The organism is Micromonospora sp. NPDC048843 (genome assembly GCF_040649965.1).
Taxonomy (GTDB): Bacteria; Actinomycetota; Actinomycetes; order Mycobacteriales; family Micromonosporaceae; genus Micromonospora; species Micromonospora hortensis.
Map to the genome: position 1 here is coordinate 24367 of NZ_JBEZGJ010000010.1, position 21535 is coordinate 45901.

Genomic DNA, 21535 nt, shown 5'->3' on the forward strand with positions numbered 1-21535 from the left:
GCGTAGCTTTCCAGCCATGGGCTACGGGACCCAACCCAGCCACCGCTGTTCCCGCTCGCAGTGGGGCGGGGGAAACGTTTTGCGCGGGGACACTGCTGCGGGATGCCCATTCGCACCTGGTGCCGTTGCTGCACCCGGATCGGAATTGGGCGTGGACCTGGCCACCTTGAATGGCGGGCAGCGGTAGCCAGCTGTGGTGGAAGTGTCCAGAAGGCGACGATCATGAGTGGCCCGCCGTGGTGCCGAACATGAAGGGACCAATCGGACACCCGTTCGAGTAACGTTGACGTTCCGCTATAACCAGTTTGAGCCGGAACACCAGCCCGACCTACGGTTTCGAGGCAACGAATCAACGACAGCAGCCCTGAGCGGGCCCTCTTCCTGCGAGACCGCAAAGCAAATCGAAGATCAAGATAGGAACTCCGCTTGATGGATTCCGTGCCGAACGACGGCGCTGTTGACGATGAGCGCTTGCACTACCTGCTGGGGCTGCAGACCGAGTTGCCGTCTCTGGACTACAAGCACAAGTACGACCTCGGGACGGCCGGCAAGTCAAGGTTCGACTTCGTCAAGGACTGCGCGGCCATGCTCAGCCGCCCACACGGCGGGTACCTCGTCGTCGGAGTCGACGACCGAGGCCACCCGGTCGCCTCTGGCCTGCGCGCCGCGGACTTCGACTCCAGCCGGCTACGCGACATGCTCGCCAAGCACCTCGAAGGCAGCATTGACGTGCGCAGCGCCGTCCATGAGGTCGACAAAATTCCAATCGCGCTGATCTACCTCGCACGACGAACCGACGGACTGTTTCCGATCGTCAAGTCGGACTTCACCTACACCGAGCCGGGCGGCACCCAGAAGACCGCCCTACGGGCCGGCGACGTGTACGTCCGCGACGGAACCAGCACCCGCCGCTGGAGATCGGCTGACCTCGCGTCACTTCTGACCCCGTACGTCGAAGCCGCTCGCCGCGAGGAACGCGCCCGAGTAGACGACATCGTGGCAGCAGTCCGGCAGCAGTACCGCGGCCTAGAGGCCGCGCTCGGTCCAGCCACCGCACTAACGTGGCAACTCGGCCAAGACGACTTCGACACCGCCGTCATCGAGCTGTCCCGCCGACAGGATCAGGCACCGATCCGGCTCCTCGGCTTCGACATTGCTCGGGATGGCTGTGCGTTGCTCGACGACCCCAGCGACGACGGACCGGGCCGGCTGCAAGATCTCCTGGACCGGGCCGTATCCGCGCTCGCCTACGGCATCGTCCTCGATGACAGGAACCTGGCCGAACGACTCACCCGCGCACTACATCAGATCTACACCCATGGGCTGATCATGGATCAACCCCGTAACGATGCCGCCGCCACCATCCAACTCACCATCGTGGCGCGCGTACTGGCGACCATCGCGCTCGCCGTGCGCGTCGAGGCATGGTGGGCAGTCCGGCCCCTCACGCTGCAACCAGTCGGCACCGAGCCTGGCGCGTACGAGCGGGCTTCCTGGCTCCGACACGCGGTCGTATGGAACTCTCGGTGGAACACTGTCCCCACCAACGCTGACGGGCAGCCCATCCCCGGGATTCTGATCGCTCAAGCCCGCGAGATCATCAGCCGAGTCCCGGCACTGCGCCGCGACGTCGCCGCACCAGTCGACGCTTTCGTAGTCGGCGAAACACCACAACGAGGCGACACCCTGTTGGACTCGCTCTGCCAGGCCGACCTGTTGTGGTGCCTCGTCGCGTTCCTACACGGCGGCAAGCACGGCACCCGCGACTTCTACACCACTTTCGCGGCCCTGTACGAGCATCGTGTCCAGCCGATGGTTCGTCGACTGCTAATCGATGATCCCGTCGTCGCGGGCGTGTTCCCGGACACCACACCCGCTGACCTACGAGAAGCCCTCGCCAACGTCCTGGAAATGGCAAGCAGTGAGGGAGCCCGATTCGGGCACTTCGACTTCGGCCTACGTGACAAAGCCTGACGGATTTGGCCCAGGCCGAAGGCGTCGCCTGGTTCAGGCTCTCGCGGCACCACGTCGCGGTCCGCCACGAACTCGCGGTATGCCGCCGGGCCACGGCGAAGCGCCATATTGCCGGATGACGCGCTCACCCTGCCCTGAGCGGAGCCGACCGGCGCGCCTCCAGGCCGGAGTGACGACTGGCTAACCGGCATCTACCTCTCAACGACTTGCCGCGGCAGGGCCGTCCGTCGATCTTTAGGAGACCAGCCCGTACGGTGTCGCTGTGACTACTGACCTCTCCGAGATGGTCATCGACCCGGCAGCGGCAGGATTTGACGGTGACGTGCTGGCTCCGGTGCCCGTGACGGATGCAGCCCGACGAGTGCTCGCCTTCTGCACCGAGCCGCGCAGCGGATGGGTCACCTACCATCTCGCCGCCCGCAGCACCCAGACCTCCGGCCTGTTCGATCAGGTCACCACCTGGTCACTGCTCTACGTCAACGCGCTCGCCGGCCGAGTGGACATCGAAGACGTGGCCGGATTCTCCCGTGACCGCCGGCGCGACTTCGCAGCCCGAGTCGCCGCCGTACCGGAGGACACCGACCTGCACACGATGGACGACGACGGCGTAGCCGCGGTTGTCAACCTGTGCCACTTCGGGTACCACGGTGTCTGGGGACCCAAGATCACCAAGATGGGTGCCCTATATCGGCCCCACGCGGTTCCCGTGCTCGACGGACACGTTGCGGAGGTGTTCGGCTTCAACCGCGAGGGATTCTCGAACAAGGCGCGCCAGCACGACCTGGGCCGCCGCGAGCGCATCGACAAGGTCGTTCGGGCCTTGGCGATCTGGATTCGAATCCACCGCGCCGAGATAGCGGCCCTGCGAGATGCCGTGACACCAACCGTATCCGAGATCCACGACCTACCAGACCTTCAGTTGATCGACATCGTCTTGTGGACATCGCAGGACGACACGCCGACATACCGGCGGCCCGGCCAAGGTGAACGATGGATCGACCGGCCAGTCGGCCAGCATGTCACAGCTGAGGAGTTACGGCCTGAACCGATCCCCCCAGCCAAATAGTCACTCACTGGTATGAAAGGCGAGCCTTGGTCAAGGTCCATCCGTGAGGCGCGGCTGCAGATCGCATGCAAGAGGTGATCATGGGCTCGTCGTTCGTCCGACAACGGCGGAGTCTCGTCCACCCGGCCAGGCCCTCGCAGAACGACAATAGTTTCCGGCCGGCTAACCCCTGGTGTCGTCGGGCGACTGACCGGATCCAGCAGTGGCCGCGGCCTCGAGCACGCGAACGCTTGATTTTTCGTCGATCCGCTGGCTGCCGAAGGGGCCGGCCGACGGCGGGGTCCCCGCGCGCACGGGTGATTGTTCCGACATTGAGGCATGCCTGAGCCATATTCGGCTCCACCGGGTATTCCGGGCCTTCGCTCAGTACCGGACGACGCACGGCCGGCTACCACCGCCTGTACCCGTGCGGCAGAATTCGGCTAGTGAAGTTCAACTTTGACGTCGGTGTCCAGGAGCGGCACGAGGTGACGTTCTCGTTCAGCAAGTTCTGGGGAGGCTTGTCGATCCTGGTAGACGGCCAGCCTGTCCGCCAGGAGCTGCGGGTCCTGTCGGTCGAGTTAGTCAAGCGGTACGAGTTTGTGGTCGGCCAGGAGGAACGTCACTCGGTGCTCATCGAGAAGGAGCGCAAGCTTCTCTTCGCCGGCTTCAGGCCGCAGCAGATCAGGGCCTATGTCGACGGGGATCTGGTCGCCGAGCACACTGCCTGAGCGGGCCACGCGCCTCCAAACGCCGCCCCCACAGAAGGTGGCAGGTGTAGCACGATGTGTGAGCCGATGTCGGTCGCGGGGGCCGTCGGTCGGCGTACACGGGGGCCTGTGTCATGGGTTTTGCAGTCGATGTGGCCGCGTTACGCGGCCTTCCACCGTTGTTCGACCGGCTCGGGGATGACGCCCGCGCCGGGTTGACCTACGTCGAATCGAACACTGTTTTGGAGTACGGGCCGGGTTTCATCAACCGGATCAGCGGCAAGCACGAGAACGCCATGCTGGCCATCCGAGACCTTGTCGAGGACGTCGCGAAGTACACGGCGGCCGACACCGGCGCAACGTTGCGGCAGTCGCTCGACTACTACGAACGGACCGACGCCGCGGCCGCTGAGCGATTGGACCAGGCCTTCCGGCGTGACTGGGCGCTGGACCGCTCCGAGTACGCGGGCTTCTACCGGGACACCGCCTTACCGGCGCCGTTCGCCGACCGGACCGACCCGCAGCAACTCCTGCGCGCTGTACCTGACTACGACAAGGACGACGCGTTCCAGTTCGAGCCGCAACTGTGGGACATGGCCAGCCCCACGTCAGTAGCCCGGGACGTGATCTGGGGTGCCACCTGGCTTGCCGCCAAGCTGGGCATTTGTGACCGCGCCTACGACCCGTACGAGTCGCTGCTGAAGCCGGTCGCCGGTGACTGGGCCGGGGTGCGGGGCTGTGCGGACGTGTTTGGCAACCTCGCCGCTGCCTTGGCGGGCATGGCAGACAACGTGCGGTGGGGTGCCCTCAGCTCCGAGCAGCATTGGCAGGGCAAGGCCGCGACCGCCTTTCAGGCGCATCTGGTCGACTCGGCACGCAAGCTCGACACCGCCGGGGCACCGTTGCTCGCGCTCGCTGCCGAGTACCGCAGGACGGCCGAGGCGATGTTCGAGATCGGCAAGGTCCTTGGATCGCTGCTGTCTGACCTCGTCGACGCCGCCATGATCTTCACGGTGACCGCCAGCACGGCCGTCGCCACGTCGGAGACCGTCATCGGCGGCGTCGTGTTCGGAGCGGCGGCGTTGTACGAGGGTTACAAGATGTGGGACATCTTCAAGGAGGCACTAGACCTGGTGGGCCGCGCTGACTCGCTGACCAGCGCCTTCACCGCAGCCGTCGGCAACTTCGGTATGGCGGCCACCGCCCAGGAGCTGCCGGTACTCGCACCAGCACCCAACGGGATGCCCCACTGATCACGCCTGAGGAAAGGATGATCCGCGTGAACGACACCCCGCACTCCCGACCAGCGGATGTCCTCGCCGCCGTCGACCGCACACCGTACGGTTCTGTCGTGCGCGACGAGGCCTTACGGCGGCAAATGGTCTACGAATCGTTGATCTCCGGAGTCGACCCCGTCGGCCGGGAGATCGGGCAGCAGTTGCGCGACGGCAGCCTCAATCCTCGGGATCTGCTCGCCGCCAGCGACTACCAGGACTTCTTCCGCCAAGCCCGCACCCAGGCGGAACGACTCGACTTGGACGCCCTGGCCACCGCCGCCCGTGCCGTCGCGACAGACGACACCTCATCAACCCCCGATGAACCCGCGGCCGCGTCCGACAGCGCACATTCCAGCTCGGACTGGAGTTGGACGAACGACGGCGACGATCCGTACAGGGAGGGCCCATGGCGGTAAGAGCGCGGTCGGAGCGGACCACCCGCCTGTTGGGCCGAGGGCTCGTTGCTCTCGGATGTGTGATCGTCGCTCTGTGTTTGGCCCTCATGGGTTACGCCCGCACCGGGGCTGCCGGCACCGGCCACACCTGGGACGGCACCGGTCCGGTGTACCTCACCAGCGCCGTCCGCGGCGGCACGCACACCTGCACCATCACCCCGACGAGCGGCGACGAGCGGACCGTCGACGTGCCGTCCTGGCCCAGCCGAGGCCCGCACATCGACGGTCGCCGAATCGACCCGTGGTTCTCCGGACCGGCCCCGGTCTCCTGCACGGACAACGTGACATTCACGCAGGGGTGGGCCGTACCGTTGTATCCGCTGGTCGAGCAGTGGCTGGTGCTCCTGGCCGGAATTGTGCTGACCCTGGTGGGACTGGACCGGCTTGGCCTGTTCCGCCACACCTCCCGTTACCCGTAACGAACGGCACTGCCGCCCACGCACTAGGAGCCGCCACCGAGGTCAAAGCTTGCTCGGGTGTCGAAAGTTCGAGGTTTAAGCACGCCTGCCGCAGCAGTCCCCATGTTTCCAACCGCCGATCTGCCCGCAGAACGGGGGCGACCTCGAAGGAGGACGGTCGCCCGAGCCGGAGCGAGGAAAATCGGCAGTCCTGATATCCAGTGCCCAGCTCAAGAAGCCCTGCTCCCCGCGTACGTGCAGATCGCCATCGGTCAGGGTTTACGCGGTGCGCTGCTTCTGTCGGCTGCGCCGAGCGAGCAGGCCCGGCCCCGGTCAGGATGGTGACCATGCCAACCAGCCACTGAACGTCCTACAAGAGCTGATTTCGGCTGACATAAAGCGGGGCGACCCTCGGCCGATGCTCGCCGACGAGGTTTCGCGCTGGCCACCCAGGCGCTCGAAGCGGCCCTGATCCCGAAGGCATTGTGCCGAGCGCCATCCACGGGCCGGAACAGCCTGGCCAGTCCGTGCGCAGGCTACAACCTCAGCGAAATCCACTCACCTAGCTCTCAAGATTGACGGGAGCCGATACTCTCAGTAGGCGGCACGTAACTCCTAGACTCCGCCGGCAGCACGCCAGGACCACCGCCAGGGGGACCCGTGAACCGACCAGTCTGGGCACACCTCGACCCGCTCACGTACAACGACGGCGTGTTCTACGTGCCGGCCGCGGTCGAGTTGCAGCCGCGAATCACGCTCTGGGGCCATCCTGACCAACCCAATCTGCGCGAGCGGATCGCCAACGACCGCCCCCACGGCATCAGCGGCGAAAAACTACTCTGCCTGCTCTGCATGCGCTACCAGGCCCAAAGAGGACTCCCCCGCGCACCGGTGTGGCTGACCTTCGTCGAAGGGCGGCACGGCCCAATGTTCCGACACGAAGATGGCCGCTCCCCGCACCCGGAACACCAGCCCGAGACCGATACCCACAAGGCGCTCAAAGAGCGCAAGGCCCGCACGTGGGAATCCGTCGGCGGCACCGTAAAGGTCGAGGTGTGGCGGCCACGCGCCCGCCGCCGACCAGACGTCCTGGCCATCGGCCCGGTCCTGACGGTGGCCGGGGAGGTCCAGCACTCCAAGGAAACCCCTCGGACCATCCAGGCCCGGCAACGAGCGCTCCGCAAGGCCGGAGACCGGGTGGTGTGGACCACCGACCGCGGCGCCGACGACATCGCGTTCCTGCACTCGGTGCCACACCTGTCCGTACCGGCCCTCGACGACCACCGCATGTACCTATCCGAGACCCGGCTGGAAATCGGCGCAGGCGCCATCACGTTCGAAACGCAACGGTGCGGCTGGGCGGACCTCTGGACCGGCACCACCCGGTGCCCGGTCACCCGCAAGGTCATGCCGTACGGCCGCCTACACCTATACCCAACGCTCAACCCACACAGCTACAGCCGGCAGAAGGCCGCAACAACTGCCATATTCCCCTGCGGTCCACGCCCTCACCTGGACCACCTACTCGAGGGCATCCTGCACGGGACGTGGCTGCCCTACCGGCACCGCGACCGCGTCAGCTGGATCCCCGCCGACGCACACACCACGGTCACCACCGAACGGGGCGGGACCATCGAGTTGGCCGAAACCGCAAGCGACTCCCCCCGCGACGAGACAGCCGAACGTGCCTGCGACCGGCGATACGGTCCGGGCGTCGCGCAGGCAGAAGCGCCCGAGGTGGAAAGCCTGCCCTTGTGCTGCGGTAAGAGGCCGCCCGGACGCGCCGGTCAGCCCCTGGTTCTCGCCTGCCAGCTCTGCAGCAACTCCCCTACCTATTGGCGCGGAGACGAGATCGACGGGACGCGGTCCAGCGCCCACCTGTGATCGAGGCCGCCCGGACCGGGAAGGGCTGGGATGAGTGGCCTGGGCTGCGAGTCCGCACCCCTGCAGACCTTTCGATCGCTGAATGTCGTACGCCGCCGCTACCTACTCGCGTCATGCGGTGGTCGAAGTTCGCCGGAGCCAACGGTCGATACACCCCCAGGTGCGAGGACGGGGTGTGCGCCCTCACCGGTAACCGGGCGACGTCCAAGCTTGAGGCCGACATCTTCACCCTCTTGGACTACGTCCTCGGTCCGGGAATCCAGGACTTCCAGGTGCAACTCGGCAACCGCCAGCGCCGCATCGACATGCTGTTCCCACTGACCGACACCAGCGCGTTGATCGTTGAATATGACGGCGCTCATTGGCACCTGTCCCGAGAAGCGACGGACTGGGAGAAGAGTCGAGCAATGTCTGCCGGCTGGGACCAGTACCGGAACAACATCGTGGTCCGGATACGCGAGCATCCTCTAGACCCACTCGAGTACCTCGACGTCTGCGTTCCACGCCGCCCCAGCCCGCTGATCTGCACCCGGCGGATGATCCCTGAAGATCGTGATGATCATTCTGTTATCCACAGGCGATGAGTTATCCACAAATGGCGCCGCTGCGGGTTGAGCGGCTGAACTGCGCCTGCTGAAGTACCTCCGCAGGGGCGACGCGACGTCCCATCGACTGGTGAGGGAGAACAGCCATGACTCTGGGTGGACGCAGCCGATCACGAAACAGGCACTGGCAGATGGCACCAGTCGACCTTGCCGGTCTTACTGGCCTCGTCGGCGGGATGGCGGCTCTCATCGCGGCCGTCGCGGCGCTGCTGACGGCTGCAGCCGCGCTGCTGGTGAATCGCTGATGCCCGCGGTCGAGGCATGGCTGCTCGGCGGACCGGCCGACGGCCGCATCACCCCAATCGAGGTCGACGAGGACGGGTTCCTTCCGCAGGTCATCATCCTGCCGCAGAGCGGCGCCTATCTCGGCGCCCGCGAACACCCCAGCCCACCCGCGCAGTATCGCTATGTTCGTTGCGACGGCGAGGACGACCCGCCAACCTTCCAGTACGACGGGCCGCTCCCCCACGACGAGTGACGTCAGCGCGGGTAGCCAGCACGCCGAAGGGTGCGGCCGTTTCGGACCACAGAACGGTCGGCACAGCCCGATCCGGGTCAACCGGCTACCCCGCGCCGACCGCAATTCGAACGTTTGTACGATGCGCTGGTGGAGGACGTGGCGGGGCGCTGGTGGAACGGGATCTGGGGGCGTCTGGGCCGTCGGGATGTGTGGTTGACCCGGGAGGTCAGGTGGAAGGTCACCGCCCGTGCCGGAGATAGCGAAAGCGGCCGGGTGCTGCGGTGGGAGTTCGACACCGAGGACGAGGCTCTCGCCATGGTCAAGCGCCTTCTCGCCGCTGATGCGGGCGGCCAGTGGCGCAAGCAGCCCGACCGCCCGCCGCCTCAGCAGGCGTAGGGCCCGGCTTGCGGTCTGCGACCCCGAGGGGTGCGAACCGCAAGGCCGGGGATCGTGGTCAGGAGGCGCAGGTGTTGAGCATGCTCTGCAAGGCGGACTTCTCCGAGGACTGCAGGGTCAGGCCCCAGCTGTACTTAACGGTGATCCACATCCTGCTGTAGGTGCACCGGTACGACGACAGCGGCGGCTGCCAGGTGGAGGGGTCCTGGTCGCCCTTGGACTGGTTGACGTTGTCCGTCACCGCGATCAACTGTGGGCGGGTGAGGTCGTTGGCGAAGCTCTGCCGGCGGCTCGTCGTCCAGGAGTTCGCGCCGGAACGCCACGCCTCAGCGAGGGGGACGACGTGGTCGATGTCGACGTCGGAGGCCGCCGTCCACGTGGCGCCGTCGTAGGGGCTGTACCAGCGGCCGGAGGTGGCGGCGCAGGCGCTGTCGACGACGACGGAGGTGCCGTCGCGTTTGAGGACCTGCTCGCGGGTGTTGCAGCTTCCGCTGATCGTGATCCAGTGCGGGAACAGGTCACGGGAGTAGCCGCTGGTTGAGCCTTGGGTTGCCACGGTCAGGGCGTTGAGCTGCGACTGCGCGTTCGCCTTCGACGGGATCCCTGGAGGTGTGGCCATTGCCGGCTGCGCGTTGACACCGACCAGACCGGCGGCAGCGAGGACGGCTGCGGCGACGTAGCGCACGGCGCGCGGGAAGTGGACAGGGGCTTGGGATATCGGCATGGCGGCCTCCTCGACGTTGGTGGATGGCAACCGTCCCTGACCATCATGGCCATCAATGGTCTCGCTTGTGAAGTGGTGGCGAACCGGCCACGAAAGCCTCAGAACCGAGACCTAGCCCATCGAAAGCCGCCATCGACACTACGAGACGACGGCGGGGGTGCGGCTCCTACTTGGCTGGAAGTCTTCTGCCGGCCGTCGCCAGCACCGGCCAGACGCAGCAGAACCAGTGCCTCCCGGCAGCAGGTGCTCGCATGTTCGACAGCGGCATCGGTCGAACTGCTCGCCTGTGAGTGAGGGCTACCAGCAGGCCGATGGGCACCGGCGGCTGGGGGCGGGAGAGTGAGTTGCGCGTTCGCATGCCGGCAAGGGGGGATTCGGGTGCCCCGCAAGATCACCGGCAGCAACGGGGGCAACACTCCGCGTGTCGCGGCTTCTCCACGGTCCCGGCGGCGTAAATTGCATACGTCCGATCGCCCAGGGCAGGTTGGGAGTTGCGGACGGCAAGTGCATACCGCACCTTGCTAACCCCTTATAGACATAGGAGGAGCGCACTCATGGTGCGTTCACAGGAAGTAGCGACGGGCCACGAGCTGGTTGTGGACCTCGCGCCTTCGGCACAGGTCGTGACCGTCGTCGAGACGGACGGAGCCGGTTCGGCCGGGTGGTGCACCTACTCGGTCGGCGCCCGCGGACGGCGTGGGTCGCTGGGCGCCGTCGTGGCCGTGGCGGTGTTTGCCGGCACGCAAGTCGATGACCTGAAAGTGGCTGGTCTGGTAGGACTGCTGGCCGTCATGGCCGAGTGGGTGGCGGCGCACCAGCCCGTCTTCGTCACGCAGGTTCGCGTATCCGCCGCGCTGGGCGGGAGGCGGCTCAACCAGGGCGACCCGGGTATCGACAGTTCGCGGGTTGACGTGCCCAATCCCCGGCACTCTCGGGAAAGCTAGGCGGGTGCCTGCTCCCGCAGAGAGGCACCGATGGTCTCGAGTAGGCGCCGAGCGTCGTCGCCCGCCGCCGCCTGGCGGTACAGATCCTCGAAGGAGCTCTTATAGCCGGCGACCACCGCGTGGTCCTCGACGAGTGCGACGTCGTCCGGCAGGTTGTCGAGGTAGACCACGTCTGGATCTACCTCTGACTCGAACTCGTGTAAGGAGAACGGGCCGACAAGGACGGAGTTGGCGGCCGTGTCCCGGCGGAGCACCACGAGGTCGAGCTCCGGCAGTCGGGACAGCACCTGTTCGATCTGTTCGAGCATGAGGTCGGTGTTCTCCACGGACTTGAGGGCACGTTCGTCGAGGACGATCCGCACCTCACATCGCCTCGACTGGGCGAAGACCCGACTTTGACGTGCCATGCGCAACTGCGCCCGAGCGTCTGCCGCCAGATTGTCGACGCGGTATTGCGGTCCTGTGGTCACCACCAGCCGGGCGTAACGCTCCGTCTGGAGCAAGCCCGGCACAAGGAAGGGATGGTATTGGCTGATGCGCCACGAGTCGTCCTCGTAGCCCAAAAAGTCCATATAGGACGGTGATACGAAGTCTCGATACTCTGCGGCCCAGTGACGCCGGCGTGCCAACCTTGCTAAATCGAGCAGGTCGCGCACTTGATCAGCGTTGCGCACCTGGTAAAAGTCGAGCAGGGCTCGCAGGTCGTTGACGGAGATGCTGACCGACCCGTTCTCGATCCGTGTCACCTTTGACAGCGACCAGTCCATCTCTTGGCGTACGCCCTCCAGCGAGAGCCCGCGCTCGAGGCGCAGTTGGCGAAGCACGAGGCGCAGGCGCCTTCGATTCGTGGTAGGCCCTTGCCCGCCCGTCGTCACGTCTACGCCCTCCAGTCGGCAACTGCAAAAGGCAAAATGAATGAGGAAATTTGCCTAGAGCAATTCTCTTTAGGCTGTCGGCTTGCCGCTGAGGGAAATAAGCTATCAGACCAGCCCTTCGGACGCCGAATCGGGTGAAAGAGCCAGACATTCATGGCCGAACTGGTCATGGCCCTGCTACCGTACTTACATAGCGCGACATAACCGAAGACGGTCAGTAAAGCTCTCCTCGCGCCCGAGACTCGGCTCGGCACGCCCGGAGAGGCGACTTCTGCATAATCCGTCATCAGCACCGCGCTTTCATTAGTCAAAACCGCCGATAACAAACCGTCGAATCCAGGAGAATCGGAAAATGGAAGAAGACCGTAACTCCCACCCCATCTGGACCCGTCGAAGCTCCAGGTGCCAGAACGACCACTGCGTCGACGTATCTCGTTACCCCACGACGGTTGAGGTGTGCAACTCGGCCGCCGCCCACACGCTTCTTTCGTTCTCAAACGATTCCTGGCGAAATTTCCTCCACGCCCTCGGAAACAACACGCTTCAACTGCCGAACACGTAACCGACTAAGTCCAGAATTCGTCACGATCGACGCCACGAATACCTTTCAGCCTCGGCAATTTGTCGGGAAGCCGACACCTGCCGTGCTGGAGCTCGGGCGGCACCACCGTGCTGCACCTGCCTTCCCAGCCTGCACCTACTGCGTATCGGTAGCGGGCCCGGGAAGCCGAGGCACACCCGCCCACCCTGTCTCGTTCTGCTGGTGGGACTCTACGAAACCCCAAGCCGTGGGTACAGGCGACACGGCGAGCCCTCAGCGCCTCGCTCACTCAGGCGCCGCCTCCACGCAATCGACGGGTTGACAGCTCGCTTGCGTATTCTTTCCATTAGAAAAGGCGCTTCACGCATGTCGATACCGAATGTCTTACCCCTTGGAGCGTGCTTGCGTAGATGCCATAACTCCCGCCTAAAACGGTGGAACCTGCCTGCTCGGCGCCAGGGCGGTCACCCGCCCTAACCAAGAGAGCGGTGATGAAAGGCGGCCGGCACGACGGATGACCCCCTCTGCTGTGCGGCGGCCACGATGACCTGACAGGTGACCGCCGAGATCAGCCCGGCGACGGTCGCGGGCGGCCAGGCCGAATGTTCGATTCGTCGAACGCCTGCCCTCGATATACGGGGCGATCCCGTAGCCGAGGGACCGGGAGCCAGTGTCCGTGCCGGGTGTCCTGCTCAACACCGCCGTACGCTAGACGAGGTCACCGCGCGGATTGTTCGATGCCGCTAGCGGCGTGCTGGCCTTGGCATCCTTCGGTGCGGGCCAGTCGGGGCCGCTGCCTGACCGCGTTCTCGGTGCCGACCTAGAGGTAAAGGCCCGCTTCCGCGTCAACCTGAGCCCCTCTGGCCGTCTCCGACGACTTGATGGTGACTGGCTTTGCCTCCCACCATTCGCGGAAGATCAGCGTTCTGGGGGGCGGCATGTCTTTAAGACACTGTGGCAGTGCCGCACGGCCGTCATTCGAGGGGCAGCCTGTGTGGGGGGTCGCGGTCCGACGAGATCCCGGGCGCATCCAACGCTCCTACCAGCCGTTGACAGAAGAAGTGCAACTGTCGTTCGCCGAGTGCCGCCCAGCTCCGGCCCGACGGTGCCTGGAGGAGCCGGGAGACCGCAGGATGAGAAGCCAAAAGGCGCGTCAGGGCCGCCTCGCGACGTTGGTAGTGATGGGCGTGCTGCTCAGCGCATGCGCGAGGCAGGGCCATCCGGAGGCAGCAGCCACAAAGCCGCCGGCCATGGGCACCACGGGGGCCGCAGTGTCGATGGCGCCGGAGATGCTGATCGGCTCCTGGACGCTCGTGGACGTCGCCGACACCGGCGCGGGCAAAATCCTGCACCTCGCAGCCAGTGAACTGCACCTGATCGGAAGCCACTGCGGCACCCTGGGCGGATCCTGGCGGGCCAACGATGAAGGTGTGTTCCTCGCCGACGTCTGGTCGGCTTCCACGGTCGTCGTCGAAAACACGCCGGGCTGCGAGAAGGCTAGTCAAGAGACACCCGGGTGGCTGCGGAGCGTGACCGCATACCAGTTCGACGGGGCGGGATTGCCCGTACTCCTGGACGGACGAGGGCAAGCGGTCGCCCGGCTGATCCCCGGGGCGACACCTACCCCCGAGCCCGACAAGGCCGACTCCGTGCTGGAGCCGCCGATGGTCACCGACGAAGCGCGACGGGCCCTGACACCGGCCGTCGCACTACCGGCGACGCTCGTCCCCGCCGATCAGCGCCAGTTGATAGGCCGTTGGGCGCCCAAGAGCGGACACAAGGCGGCCTACCTGGAGTTCACGGCCGACGGCGAGTGGCACGGATCCGACGGCTGCAACGACGAAAACGGTCGGTGGATCACCGCTGCCGGCGGCACCCTGCTTACCACCGCAAGAGCAGCCACGCTGGCGTTCTGCGCCGACAGCGTGCCGATCGAACAATGGGTCACGACGGCCAGACGAGCTGGGTTCGACGGAAAAGTCCTCGTGCTTCTGAACGTCCACGGCTCCGAGACAGGCCGGCTATCCCCCACGAGCTGAACACCGTCCTGCAACCGCCGTTGCCACGGCTTCACGGGCCGCTCGCCATGGTGCCGATTCACCGCGCGCCTGGACCAGCTACTCCAGCGGCGAGCACGGCATAGCGGCGATCGCACCAGACCCGACGGCGCCGACCACGCGGTCGTCACGGCCTCAGCGTCGCTCGGCCTCGTTGTAGGTAGCTGACACCATCGGTGGTGGCCACTGCAATGAGACGGAGGGCCCATGAATTGGGAGATGGGGTTATCCACTGCTACCGGCGTTCTTGTGACGCTGCTGGGTGTGGCCGTCGGCGGCTGAATGAGCAATCGCAGCCAGAGCCGAGCTTGGTCCCGCTCGGTGCTAACCGACACCTCCGCGGCCCTGTTACAGGAGCAGGCCACGACCTACATGGGGCTCGTGCGTTGGCGGTCCAAGGAGCTTGAGCGCGTTGACTGGGCGGGATGGAACGCAGCTCTCGCTCGGGTGCAGTTGGTGGGGCCGCCGAGCATCGTGGAAGCGGCCCTCAAGCTGGACGCGGCCTTCTGGAGCATCGGCACTGGCATCCGGGAGAACGTCGACGAGGTCGGTTGGTGTCAGTTGCGCGATGAGGTTGAGTTGCGGCGCCTTGAGTTCGTCAACGCCGCCCGGCGGCAGCTTTCGCCGTCGGCCGCTTCGTTACATCGCCTCGTCGGCAAGCCAGATCGGGCGAACCATCCCGACCAGCAGCGTCCATAAGGGTCACTATGGTGTCATCGGGGCGAGTGTCGAGCCGTCCGGGCAGCTCGGCCCGATCGGCGATAATTCAATAGCCCTAACAGGGGACCACCGATAGGCCTGTCCGAAGTGGCCGAACAATGCGTTACTCTGAGCTGCTGTGCGTACCGCGCCGATCGTGAAGGACTACACTCACCACCGTGGACCTCAATCTCGTTCGGCGCTGGCATCCGGTTCACTCCGCCTTGATCGTGCACTTGACCGGCGGTCGTTCGACCGAGGGGACCTTGGCGGCCATAGATGGCGAGAGCCTGGTTCTGCTGACCCCCAATGGGCCGACGTTATTGCTGGCCAGCGCCATCGAGTATGTGGAGCGTGGTAGCACCGGCACGTCGGTACCCACCGCGCCTCCCGCACCTCCGGCGGCCGCCGCTACGCTCGCATTCACATTCTCCCCCGCCTGGCATGAGCTGGCCAAACAGTTCATTCCGCCGACGGCACCGCCCCGCTTTTCCCCACTCATTCTGCGCCGCGATCCAGAACTGATCTTGAGCGATTCCCAGGCGACCGCGGTTGACCGGGAAATGACGCGGGCGGCCAATCAGCATGCTCACACACTGAAGATCCAGGACCCTCAACGGATCAGCCAGACGATCCGGGTGCTGACCGAACTGGCGGACGAATGGGAATATCCACCCGCGCTACATGCGGCCGCCCTGCTGCTGCTGGGCGACGGGACGGCGTCACCCGTCGTGGCCGTCCAGGCCGAGCAGTGGCTGGAGCAGGCGGTCTACCTCGGCGGCGCATATGCCTGGGACCTCGCAGTGCTCTACGTGCGGACCGAACGGACGGCTCGGGCACTCGACGTACTCGCGCAGGCGCTGGCCGAGGAGCCGCCAGACAACGTCGCCGACCGGATGCTGCGGCTGTTCCTCGACCTCGTGATCGAGCATGGCGATCCAGCTGTCGCCGTAGACCCCCTGCGAGCTCTCGGCGACGCCGGACGGCAGACGGCCATCCATGCGGGCCTCTACTTGATCTTCAGGCTGCGGGCGGAGCAGGCGCCCGCCGTGGACGCGCTGGTGACCGGGAGTGCGACGGCACCCAATGACCTCGAACGCGTGCTGGCCGCGCTCAGCCCTCCGGTGTCCGACGCCGCGCCGGCGGGGCACCCCACTCCCCGTCCGCCGTCGGTCCCACCCGCCCCGGCGCCGCAGCCGAGCCGGCCGATGGCCACGGCCGGCCAAGTCCTCGACAGCGCCTTGCTCACACAGGCCGTGCAACGCCAGTTCCCGCACGGCGATTCCGCCCAGGCTGCCGAGATCGCCCGCAAGCGGCGGCCCGTCGCGGTCCCGGCGCCCAGGCCCCTGCCGCCGCCGCCGAAGACCCCACCCCGGCCCGCCACCTCGCTGTACGCCCAGGCGCAGCACGCCGAGACTAAATTGAAAAACTACGCCCGGGCCGAGGATCTGTACCGGCGCGCGATTGAGGCACGGGACAACACCGAGCGTTCGGTGCGAAGCCTGGCCTGGCTGCTGCACGGTCGCAAGCGCAGTGAGGAGGCACTGTCGCTGCTGCAAAGCGCGTCGGCCGCCGAGCGTCAGAGCCTGCCGCACCAGAACATCTTGAGCACGATCTTCGGTGATCTCGGCCAATGGGCGGAGAGCGCCGAAGTGCTGCAGCGCGCCCTGGCCCGGCGGCATCCGCAGAACATCCAGATCGGGTTGCTCAAACGGCTAATCCGGGCACACCAGCAATCCCGCGACTACGCGAAGGCCAAGAACGCAGCGAGCCGGCTGCTCACCATCGATCCGGGCCGGGCCGATTTCCGGGACATCGTCGCCGAGCTGGACAAGGTCGAGCGGACCGGCATGTTCAACCGGCTCGACGAGTTGCTCACCGACAGCGACTGGAAGCCGGACCAGTCCCGGCTGGTCAGCCCGCTGCTGGCGCTGAACCTGACGAACTGCGACTTCAAGGGGATCAATCCGGCGAAGGTGCAGAGCAACCGGCTGGCGGAGAAGGACGTCGCGGAGCTGGAGACTCTCATCAACCGGCTCGGCGTGCACCGCTCGGCGGACCGAGCGGCTTACAACCTCTCGGCGGCCCGCATCCTGCAAGAGCTCGGGCTCACCGAGGATGACCGGTTCCGCAAGTCACTGCGCTTTTTCGCCGCCGCGATGGGAGATCTCTGCGCGGCCGAGCGACGACCGGCCGACGTGACCCGGGCGTACTACGCCGAGGCGATCATCCTCTGCCACGGCTGGGACACCACGGCTGACGTGAAGCTCCGCCAGTTCGTCCTGTCGTACCACCCGAAGCAGCAGACCTCGAACGATCCGCCACACTTCGAGAAGTCCCTGACCTCGGTCCTGGAGGTCAAGGCCATACGACGCTCCGTGCTGATTGGGCTACTCTCGGTCGCCAACTATTCCGAGGTGGCGAGCCGGGAGATATCCAACCGCACCTTCACCCATAAGGAGCTGCGCGGCATTCTGTTCGAGGAGATCTGCCTTTACCTCGCCGAGCCGGTACGTGCCGGCGCCAACGACCATGCGTACGCGGAGGCGTGGCAGGACGCGCTGCGCGCGTATCGGCAGGACTTCGACGGGCAACGCCAGTCGCTGCTGCTGCTGCTGAACCGCCCCGACCCCCTCGTCACCCTAAACGAGGACGAGGAGGAGCTGGCGCGGATCCGGAGCCGGATCGTGACCACGCAGACCGACCGCGCCCGGCTGACGAGCGCGGCGACCATCCTGAGCAGCTTGCGCAACTACCTCGACCAGTCGTCCTATCTGGAGCAGGAGCGGCTGGAGCTGATGAACCGCACGGAGTTGCACAAGCTGTCCGACGAGATCAAGGCCTATCCGACCCCGGTCAGCCTCGAGTACCTGGTGCCGCTACTCAAGCACTGGGAAACGGCACTCGGCAAGCACTTCACCGACGTACGCCGGGCGGCCGAGCCCACCGAGCTCGTAGTCGCCCTGATCCTGCCGAGCTATGTGCCCAACGCCTCTTCGATCTCGGTGCAGCTGTCGGTGACCAACGCCGCGCGTCGCAGCCCTGCGGGGAACGTCACCCTGCGGGTGCTGAACAACCCGGAGGACTACCAGCCGGTGGGCGAGCCGATCCCGGTCGCGCACACCCTACGCGACACGCAGAGCGAGAGTTGTAACCTCCCGCTGGTCGTCACTGAACGCGCAATCGCTGACAAAGTGCTCACCCTTAAATACGTGCTGGAGTTCGACGTGCGCTCGGGCGAGCGCGTGGTAACTGATCCCGAGGCGCTGACCTTGCGGCTCTTTGAGTCGGCCGAGTTCCACACGATCTTCAACCCGTTCTCCGAGGGTGCGCCGGTCGAGGACGAGCATATGTTCTACGGCCGCGAGCCCCTACTCGACAGCCTGGTCGAGGCGTTGGAGCACAGCGAGGCCAAGAGCGTCGTCTTCTACGGCCAGAAGCGGGCAGGCAAGTCGACGGTGCTCATCCACCTGGAGAAACGACTGCGGCCGCCGATGCTCGCCGCCCGGCTCAGCCTGCTCGACCTGGCTACCCAGCTCAACCATTCCACGCTGCTCTACAAAATTGCCCGGGCTTTCTATTCGCGGCTGGAGGATCTCTGCGACGCGGGCTACCCGCAGCTCGACATACCGGAGCCGCGGCTAGCCGAGTTCGCCGTCAGCGGCGCCCCGCAGATCCACTTCGACGAGTACATGAGCCGTCTGCGCCAGCAGATGCGCCGCACGAAGCCGTACGAGCAGTGGCGCCTGATTCTGCTGTTGGACGAGTTCACCATGCTCTACGCCGCGATCGAGCAGGGAGAACTGCCGCGGGGCTTCATGAAGTCCTGGAAGGCAATGCTGGAACGCAAGCTGTTCAGCAGCGTGGTCGTCGGCAACGACCTGATGCCGACGTTCCTGGCCGCCTATCCCAACGAGTTCCAGGTGGCCCGCCAGGAGCGGCTCTCCTACCTGGATCGCAAGGAGGCTGAACGGCTGATCATCGAGCCGGTGTCCCTACCCGACGGCGACAGCCGGTATAAGGGCGACTCGGTCGCCCGAATCCTCGACCTGACCGCCCGCAACCCGTACTACGTTCAGCTGTTCTGCAACCGCCTGATCGAGCGGATGAATGCGGAGCGGCAGCCACTGATCGGCCCGGCGGATGTGGACAACGTCGCCGAGGCGCTCGTGCACGGCGACAAGTCGCTGACCCTCGAGCAGTTCGACAACCTGCTGACTCCCGGCGACGCCGAGGTGAGCGCACTTTCCGCGGAGTCGGCCATGGACGTGCTGAAAGGCTGCCTGACCGGCCACCGGCGCGCCCTCTACCTCGACGGACGGCGCGCCGCCGACATTCAGCAGGGGCCGCAAGTGCTAGAGGACCTGGTGCGCCGCGACGTTATCGAACACGAGTCCGAGGAGCGCTACAGGATCAAGGTGGGCTTGTTTGCGGAATGGCTCTGGGCGCGGAGGGCGTGATGGAACCGAGCGAGAACCCCTACGCCGCGGTCGGCGGCATCGTCTTCGGCGCGGCGCACGTCGGCCGGGCCGACAAGGTGGCTGTTGTGCAGCATAGAGTGCTGCTGTCACCGGCCGGGCCGGGCGCGACTGCCATTGTCGGGCCGCCGCGGATCGGCAAGTCGAGCCTGGCCTACCACGCCTTCATGCGGCCGGAGACCAAGCAAAACCATCCGATGCTGCTCCCGGTATGGATCAACGTCCGGATCCATCCGGACGCCGGCCGGCTGTTCCGAAAGTTCGCCGAAGACCTGTGGCTGCTGCTGGAGGACGAACCGACGGCCGAGCTCGACGGGCCGCTACGTCGCCGCTACGAACGGGTCGTCGACTACACCCGGGACTGGGTGGAGCTGCAGGGCGACCTTCAGCAGTTCCTCAAATCGCTCAAGGCACAGGGTTGGCAGCCGGTGCTGATTCTCGACGAGTTCGACGCGGCGCGGGAGGTCTTTCAGCCCGGCGCGTTCCAGTGTCTGCGAGAGCTGGCTTACTACCCCGAGTGGAAGATCGGGCTGGTCACCACCTCCCGCCGGGAGCTGCGCGACATCGTCAACCGCGCGGATCCGGTGGAGTCCACCTTTCCCGGTATCTTCCGCACCGTCGAGCTGCTGTGCTTCGACGAGGCCGAGCTACACGAGCTCGTCGGCCTCGAGCCGGGCAGAGCGCAAGACCTGGAGACGCCGGCGGTGATCAGCCGCCTCGTCGAGCTGACTGGCGGCCATCCGTACCTCGCCAGCATCGTGCTCGACCGATTCTGCGGAGGGCCGCAGTCAGGCAGCGCGTCGGACCGGATCGAGGCAGCCGCTGTCGCGGCCCGCACCGACTTCCACCGCTACTACCGCGACCTGGAGGACCTGCTGCGCTCCGACGGGCGGATGCAGGCACTGCTCGAGATCCTGTACGGACCCCAGGTCACCGCCACCCAGGACGACGCCGAGCGACTGCTGCGCGAGGGCCTGATTCGCGTCGCCGACAACTCGTACCGCTCTTTCTCCGATCATTTCGGCGACTACCTACGCTTGGTCGGGCGGCGCTCGGACTTCTGGCAGAGTTGGCTGGAGACCGAGAACGCCCTGCGCGAGGTGGTCGAGACGACGCTGGTCGGCATGCACGGCACGGACTGGGTCCCGGGCGTCCGGCGTACTCGGCCGAAGCTCGCTGACATGCTGGACAAATGTGCCGAGATGCAGCAGCGTGAGCAGCGCGCCTTCGGCGACTGGGCGTCCACTCGGCTGCTCGACTTCACCTACCCCCAGAACCTCTACGAGTTGATGGCCGCACACTGGGACGTTTTCGGCAAGTTGCTTGGCCACGACAAGCGCTACTGGAGCGACCGTTTCCAGCTGCTCTCGAAGGTCCGCAACCCGATGGCTCACAACCGGATGCTTGCTGTAGTGACCCCTGCGGAGCGTGACCTCTTCGCGTCGTACTGTGCGGAGATACTCGGAATACTGGCGGCGTCGGACGCACCCAGTCCGGCGTGACGCACCGATGACGGGGTAGCCCATGGTTGTAACGGCTAGCCCACCCCGCTGATCGCCTCGGTCGGGCGTTCTGTCCGATGTTCTTCTTGTGGATCGGACTTTTGGTGCAGTCCGAAGGCGGCCCGTCCATGCCAGCCTGCGCGAGTGACGTGGTAGACGGTCACTCCTGCACGCGAGGTCTCCCTGAAAGAGGGTCGCACGACGCTGATAAGAGTTGACAACCTACGCTCCGCGACCATCACCACCCCGGCTTGTCTCTATTCGTCACGATTGATTTCTGAACTGCGCGAACTCGTCTGCCCACTAATCAACGTTTGTCGCCAGTCGTCAGTCATTAGCATGGGTCTTCGGCGGGGCAAGGGCGGGAACCGAACGGGGTCGCAGCAACCGCGGACTACCAACCGGCCAGCGCCGCAGCTGCGGCGTTTTGTGGCCAGACCGACCGCACGGGTCGCTGTCGCCGCTACCCCGCGAGATGAACTCCCCAGCTTTGATGAAATCTGAGGCGGAG

The 21535-nt window shown here is 65.8% G+C and carries 19 protein-coding genes; 17 read left to right on the forward strand and 2 right to left on the reverse strand.

All coding sequences use genetic code 11. The features are described from left to right. The first annotated feature begins 429 nt into the window (after positions 1–429). The 11 genes from AB0C20_RS04380 (at position 430) to AB0C20_RS04430 (ending at position 9204) form a co-directional block, all read left to right on the forward strand. Entirely contained in the window at positions 430–1974 is a 1545-nt protein-coding gene (locus tag AB0C20_RS04380) for an ATP-binding protein (protein ID WP_357567314.1), read from the forward strand. A 262-nt stretch (positions 1975–2236) separates the two neighbouring features. Beyond that, complete coding sequence (locus AB0C20_RS04385) at positions 2237–3040, forward strand: DUF6308 family protein (RefSeq protein ID WP_357567315.1); 804 nt, start codon at positions 2237–2239, stop codon at positions 3038–3040. Between the two features lie 425 nt (positions 3041–3465). After that, complete coding sequence (locus AB0C20_RS04390) at positions 3466–3750, forward strand: hypothetical protein (RefSeq protein WP_357567316.1); 285 nt, start codon at positions 3466–3468, stop codon at positions 3748–3750. Positions 3751–3863: 113 nt separating this feature from the next. Next, entirely contained in the window at positions 3864–4982 is a 1119-nt protein-coding gene (locus tag AB0C20_RS04395) for a hypothetical protein (protein ID WP_357567317.1), read from the forward strand. A gap of 98 nt (positions 4983–5080) precedes the next feature. Next, positions 5081–5422, forward strand: coding sequence for a hypothetical protein (locus tag AB0C20_RS04400; protein WP_357567318.1), 342 nt, complete (start codon positions 5081–5083; stop codon positions 5420–5422). Further along, positions 5413–5880: a hypothetical protein gene (locus AB0C20_RS04405; protein ID WP_357567319.1), complete on the forward strand. Its 468-nt coding sequence runs from the start codon at positions 5413–5415 to the stop codon at positions 5878–5880. The genes AB0C20_RS04400 and AB0C20_RS04405 overlap by 10 nt, the downstream gene beginning before the upstream one ends. Positions 5881–6570: 690 nt before the next feature. Next, positions 6571–7743 carry a hypothetical protein gene (locus AB0C20_RS04410; RefSeq protein ID WP_357567320.1) on the forward strand — a complete coding sequence of 391 codons (1173 nt, stop codon included), beginning with the start codon at positions 6571–6573 and terminating at the stop codon, positions 7741–7743. Between the two features lie 173 nt (positions 7744–7916). Then, positions 7917–8327: a hypothetical protein gene (locus AB0C20_RS04415; RefSeq protein ID WP_357567321.1), complete on the forward strand. Its 411-nt coding sequence runs from the start codon at positions 7917–7919 to the stop codon at positions 8325–8327. 107 nt (positions 8328–8434) lie between these two features. Next, positions 8435–8593 (forward strand): hypothetical protein, encoded by a 159-nt coding sequence (locus tag AB0C20_RS04420; protein WP_357567322.1) that lies wholly within the window; start codon positions 8435–8437, stop codon positions 8591–8593. Beyond that, complete coding sequence (locus AB0C20_RS04425) at positions 8593–8826, forward strand: hypothetical protein (RefSeq protein WP_357567323.1); 234 nt, start codon at positions 8593–8595, stop codon at positions 8824–8826. The genes AB0C20_RS04420 and AB0C20_RS04425 overlap by 1 nt, the downstream gene beginning before the upstream one ends. Positions 8827–8955: 129 nt before the next feature. Beyond that, positions 8956–9204: a hypothetical protein gene (locus AB0C20_RS04430; RefSeq protein WP_357567324.1), complete on the forward strand. Its 249-nt coding sequence runs from the start codon at positions 8956–8958 to the stop codon at positions 9202–9204. Positions 9205–9262: 58 nt separating this feature from the next. Here the strand turns inward: AB0C20_RS04430 and AB0C20_RS04435 are convergent, their stop codons facing one another. Further along, a complete protein-coding gene (locus AB0C20_RS04435; protein WP_357567325.1) occupies positions 9263–9928 on the reverse strand; it encodes an HNH endonuclease family protein in 666 nt (221 codons plus the stop codon). Positions 9929–10482: 554 nt separating this feature from the next. On the opposite strand from AB0C20_RS04435, the gene AB0C20_RS04440 reads away from it, so the two are divergent. Next, entirely contained in the window at positions 10483–10872 is a 390-nt protein-coding gene (locus AB0C20_RS04440) for a hypothetical protein (protein ID WP_357567326.1), read from the forward strand. Here the strand turns inward: AB0C20_RS04440 and AB0C20_RS04445 are convergent. After that, entirely contained in the window at positions 10869–11696 is an 828-nt protein-coding gene (locus AB0C20_RS04445) for a helix-turn-helix transcriptional regulator (protein WP_357567327.1), read from the reverse strand. The two genes, AB0C20_RS04440 and AB0C20_RS04445, sit on opposite strands and share 4 nt — an antisense overlap. Positions 11697–12099: 403 nt before the next feature. On the opposite strand from AB0C20_RS04445, the gene AB0C20_RS04450 reads away from it, so the two are divergent. The 5 genes from AB0C20_RS04450 (at position 12100) to AB0C20_RS04470 (ending at position 21024) form a co-directional block, all read left to right on the forward strand. Then, entirely contained in the window at positions 12100–12309 is a 210-nt protein-coding gene (locus AB0C20_RS04450; protein ID WP_151496570.1) for a DUF397 domain-containing protein, read from the forward strand. A 1112-nt stretch (positions 12310–13421) separates the two neighbouring features. Further along, positions 13422–14327 carry an META domain-containing protein gene (locus tag AB0C20_RS04455; RefSeq protein WP_357567328.1) on the forward strand — a complete coding sequence of 302 codons (906 nt, stop codon included), beginning with the start codon at positions 13422–13424 and terminating at the stop codon, positions 14325–14327. 300 nt (positions 14328–14627) lie between these two features. Further along, positions 14628–15044 (forward strand): hypothetical protein, encoded by a 417-nt coding sequence (locus AB0C20_RS04460; protein ID WP_357567329.1) that lies wholly within the window; start codon positions 14628–14630, stop codon positions 15042–15044. A gap of 179 nt (positions 15045–15223) precedes the next feature. Continuing rightward, positions 15224–19504, forward strand: a complete 4281-nt coding sequence (locus AB0C20_RS04465) for a hypothetical protein (protein ID WP_357567330.1) — start codon at positions 15224–15226, stop codon at positions 19502–19504. Next, on the forward strand, positions 19504–21024 hold the full coding sequence (locus AB0C20_RS04470; RefSeq protein WP_357567331.1) for a hypothetical protein: 1521 nt from the start codon (positions 19504–19506) through the stop codon (positions 21022–21024). Before AB0C20_RS04465 ends, AB0C20_RS04470 begins: the two co-directional genes overlap by 1 nt. The last annotated feature ends 511 nt before the right edge of the window (positions 21025–21535 follow it).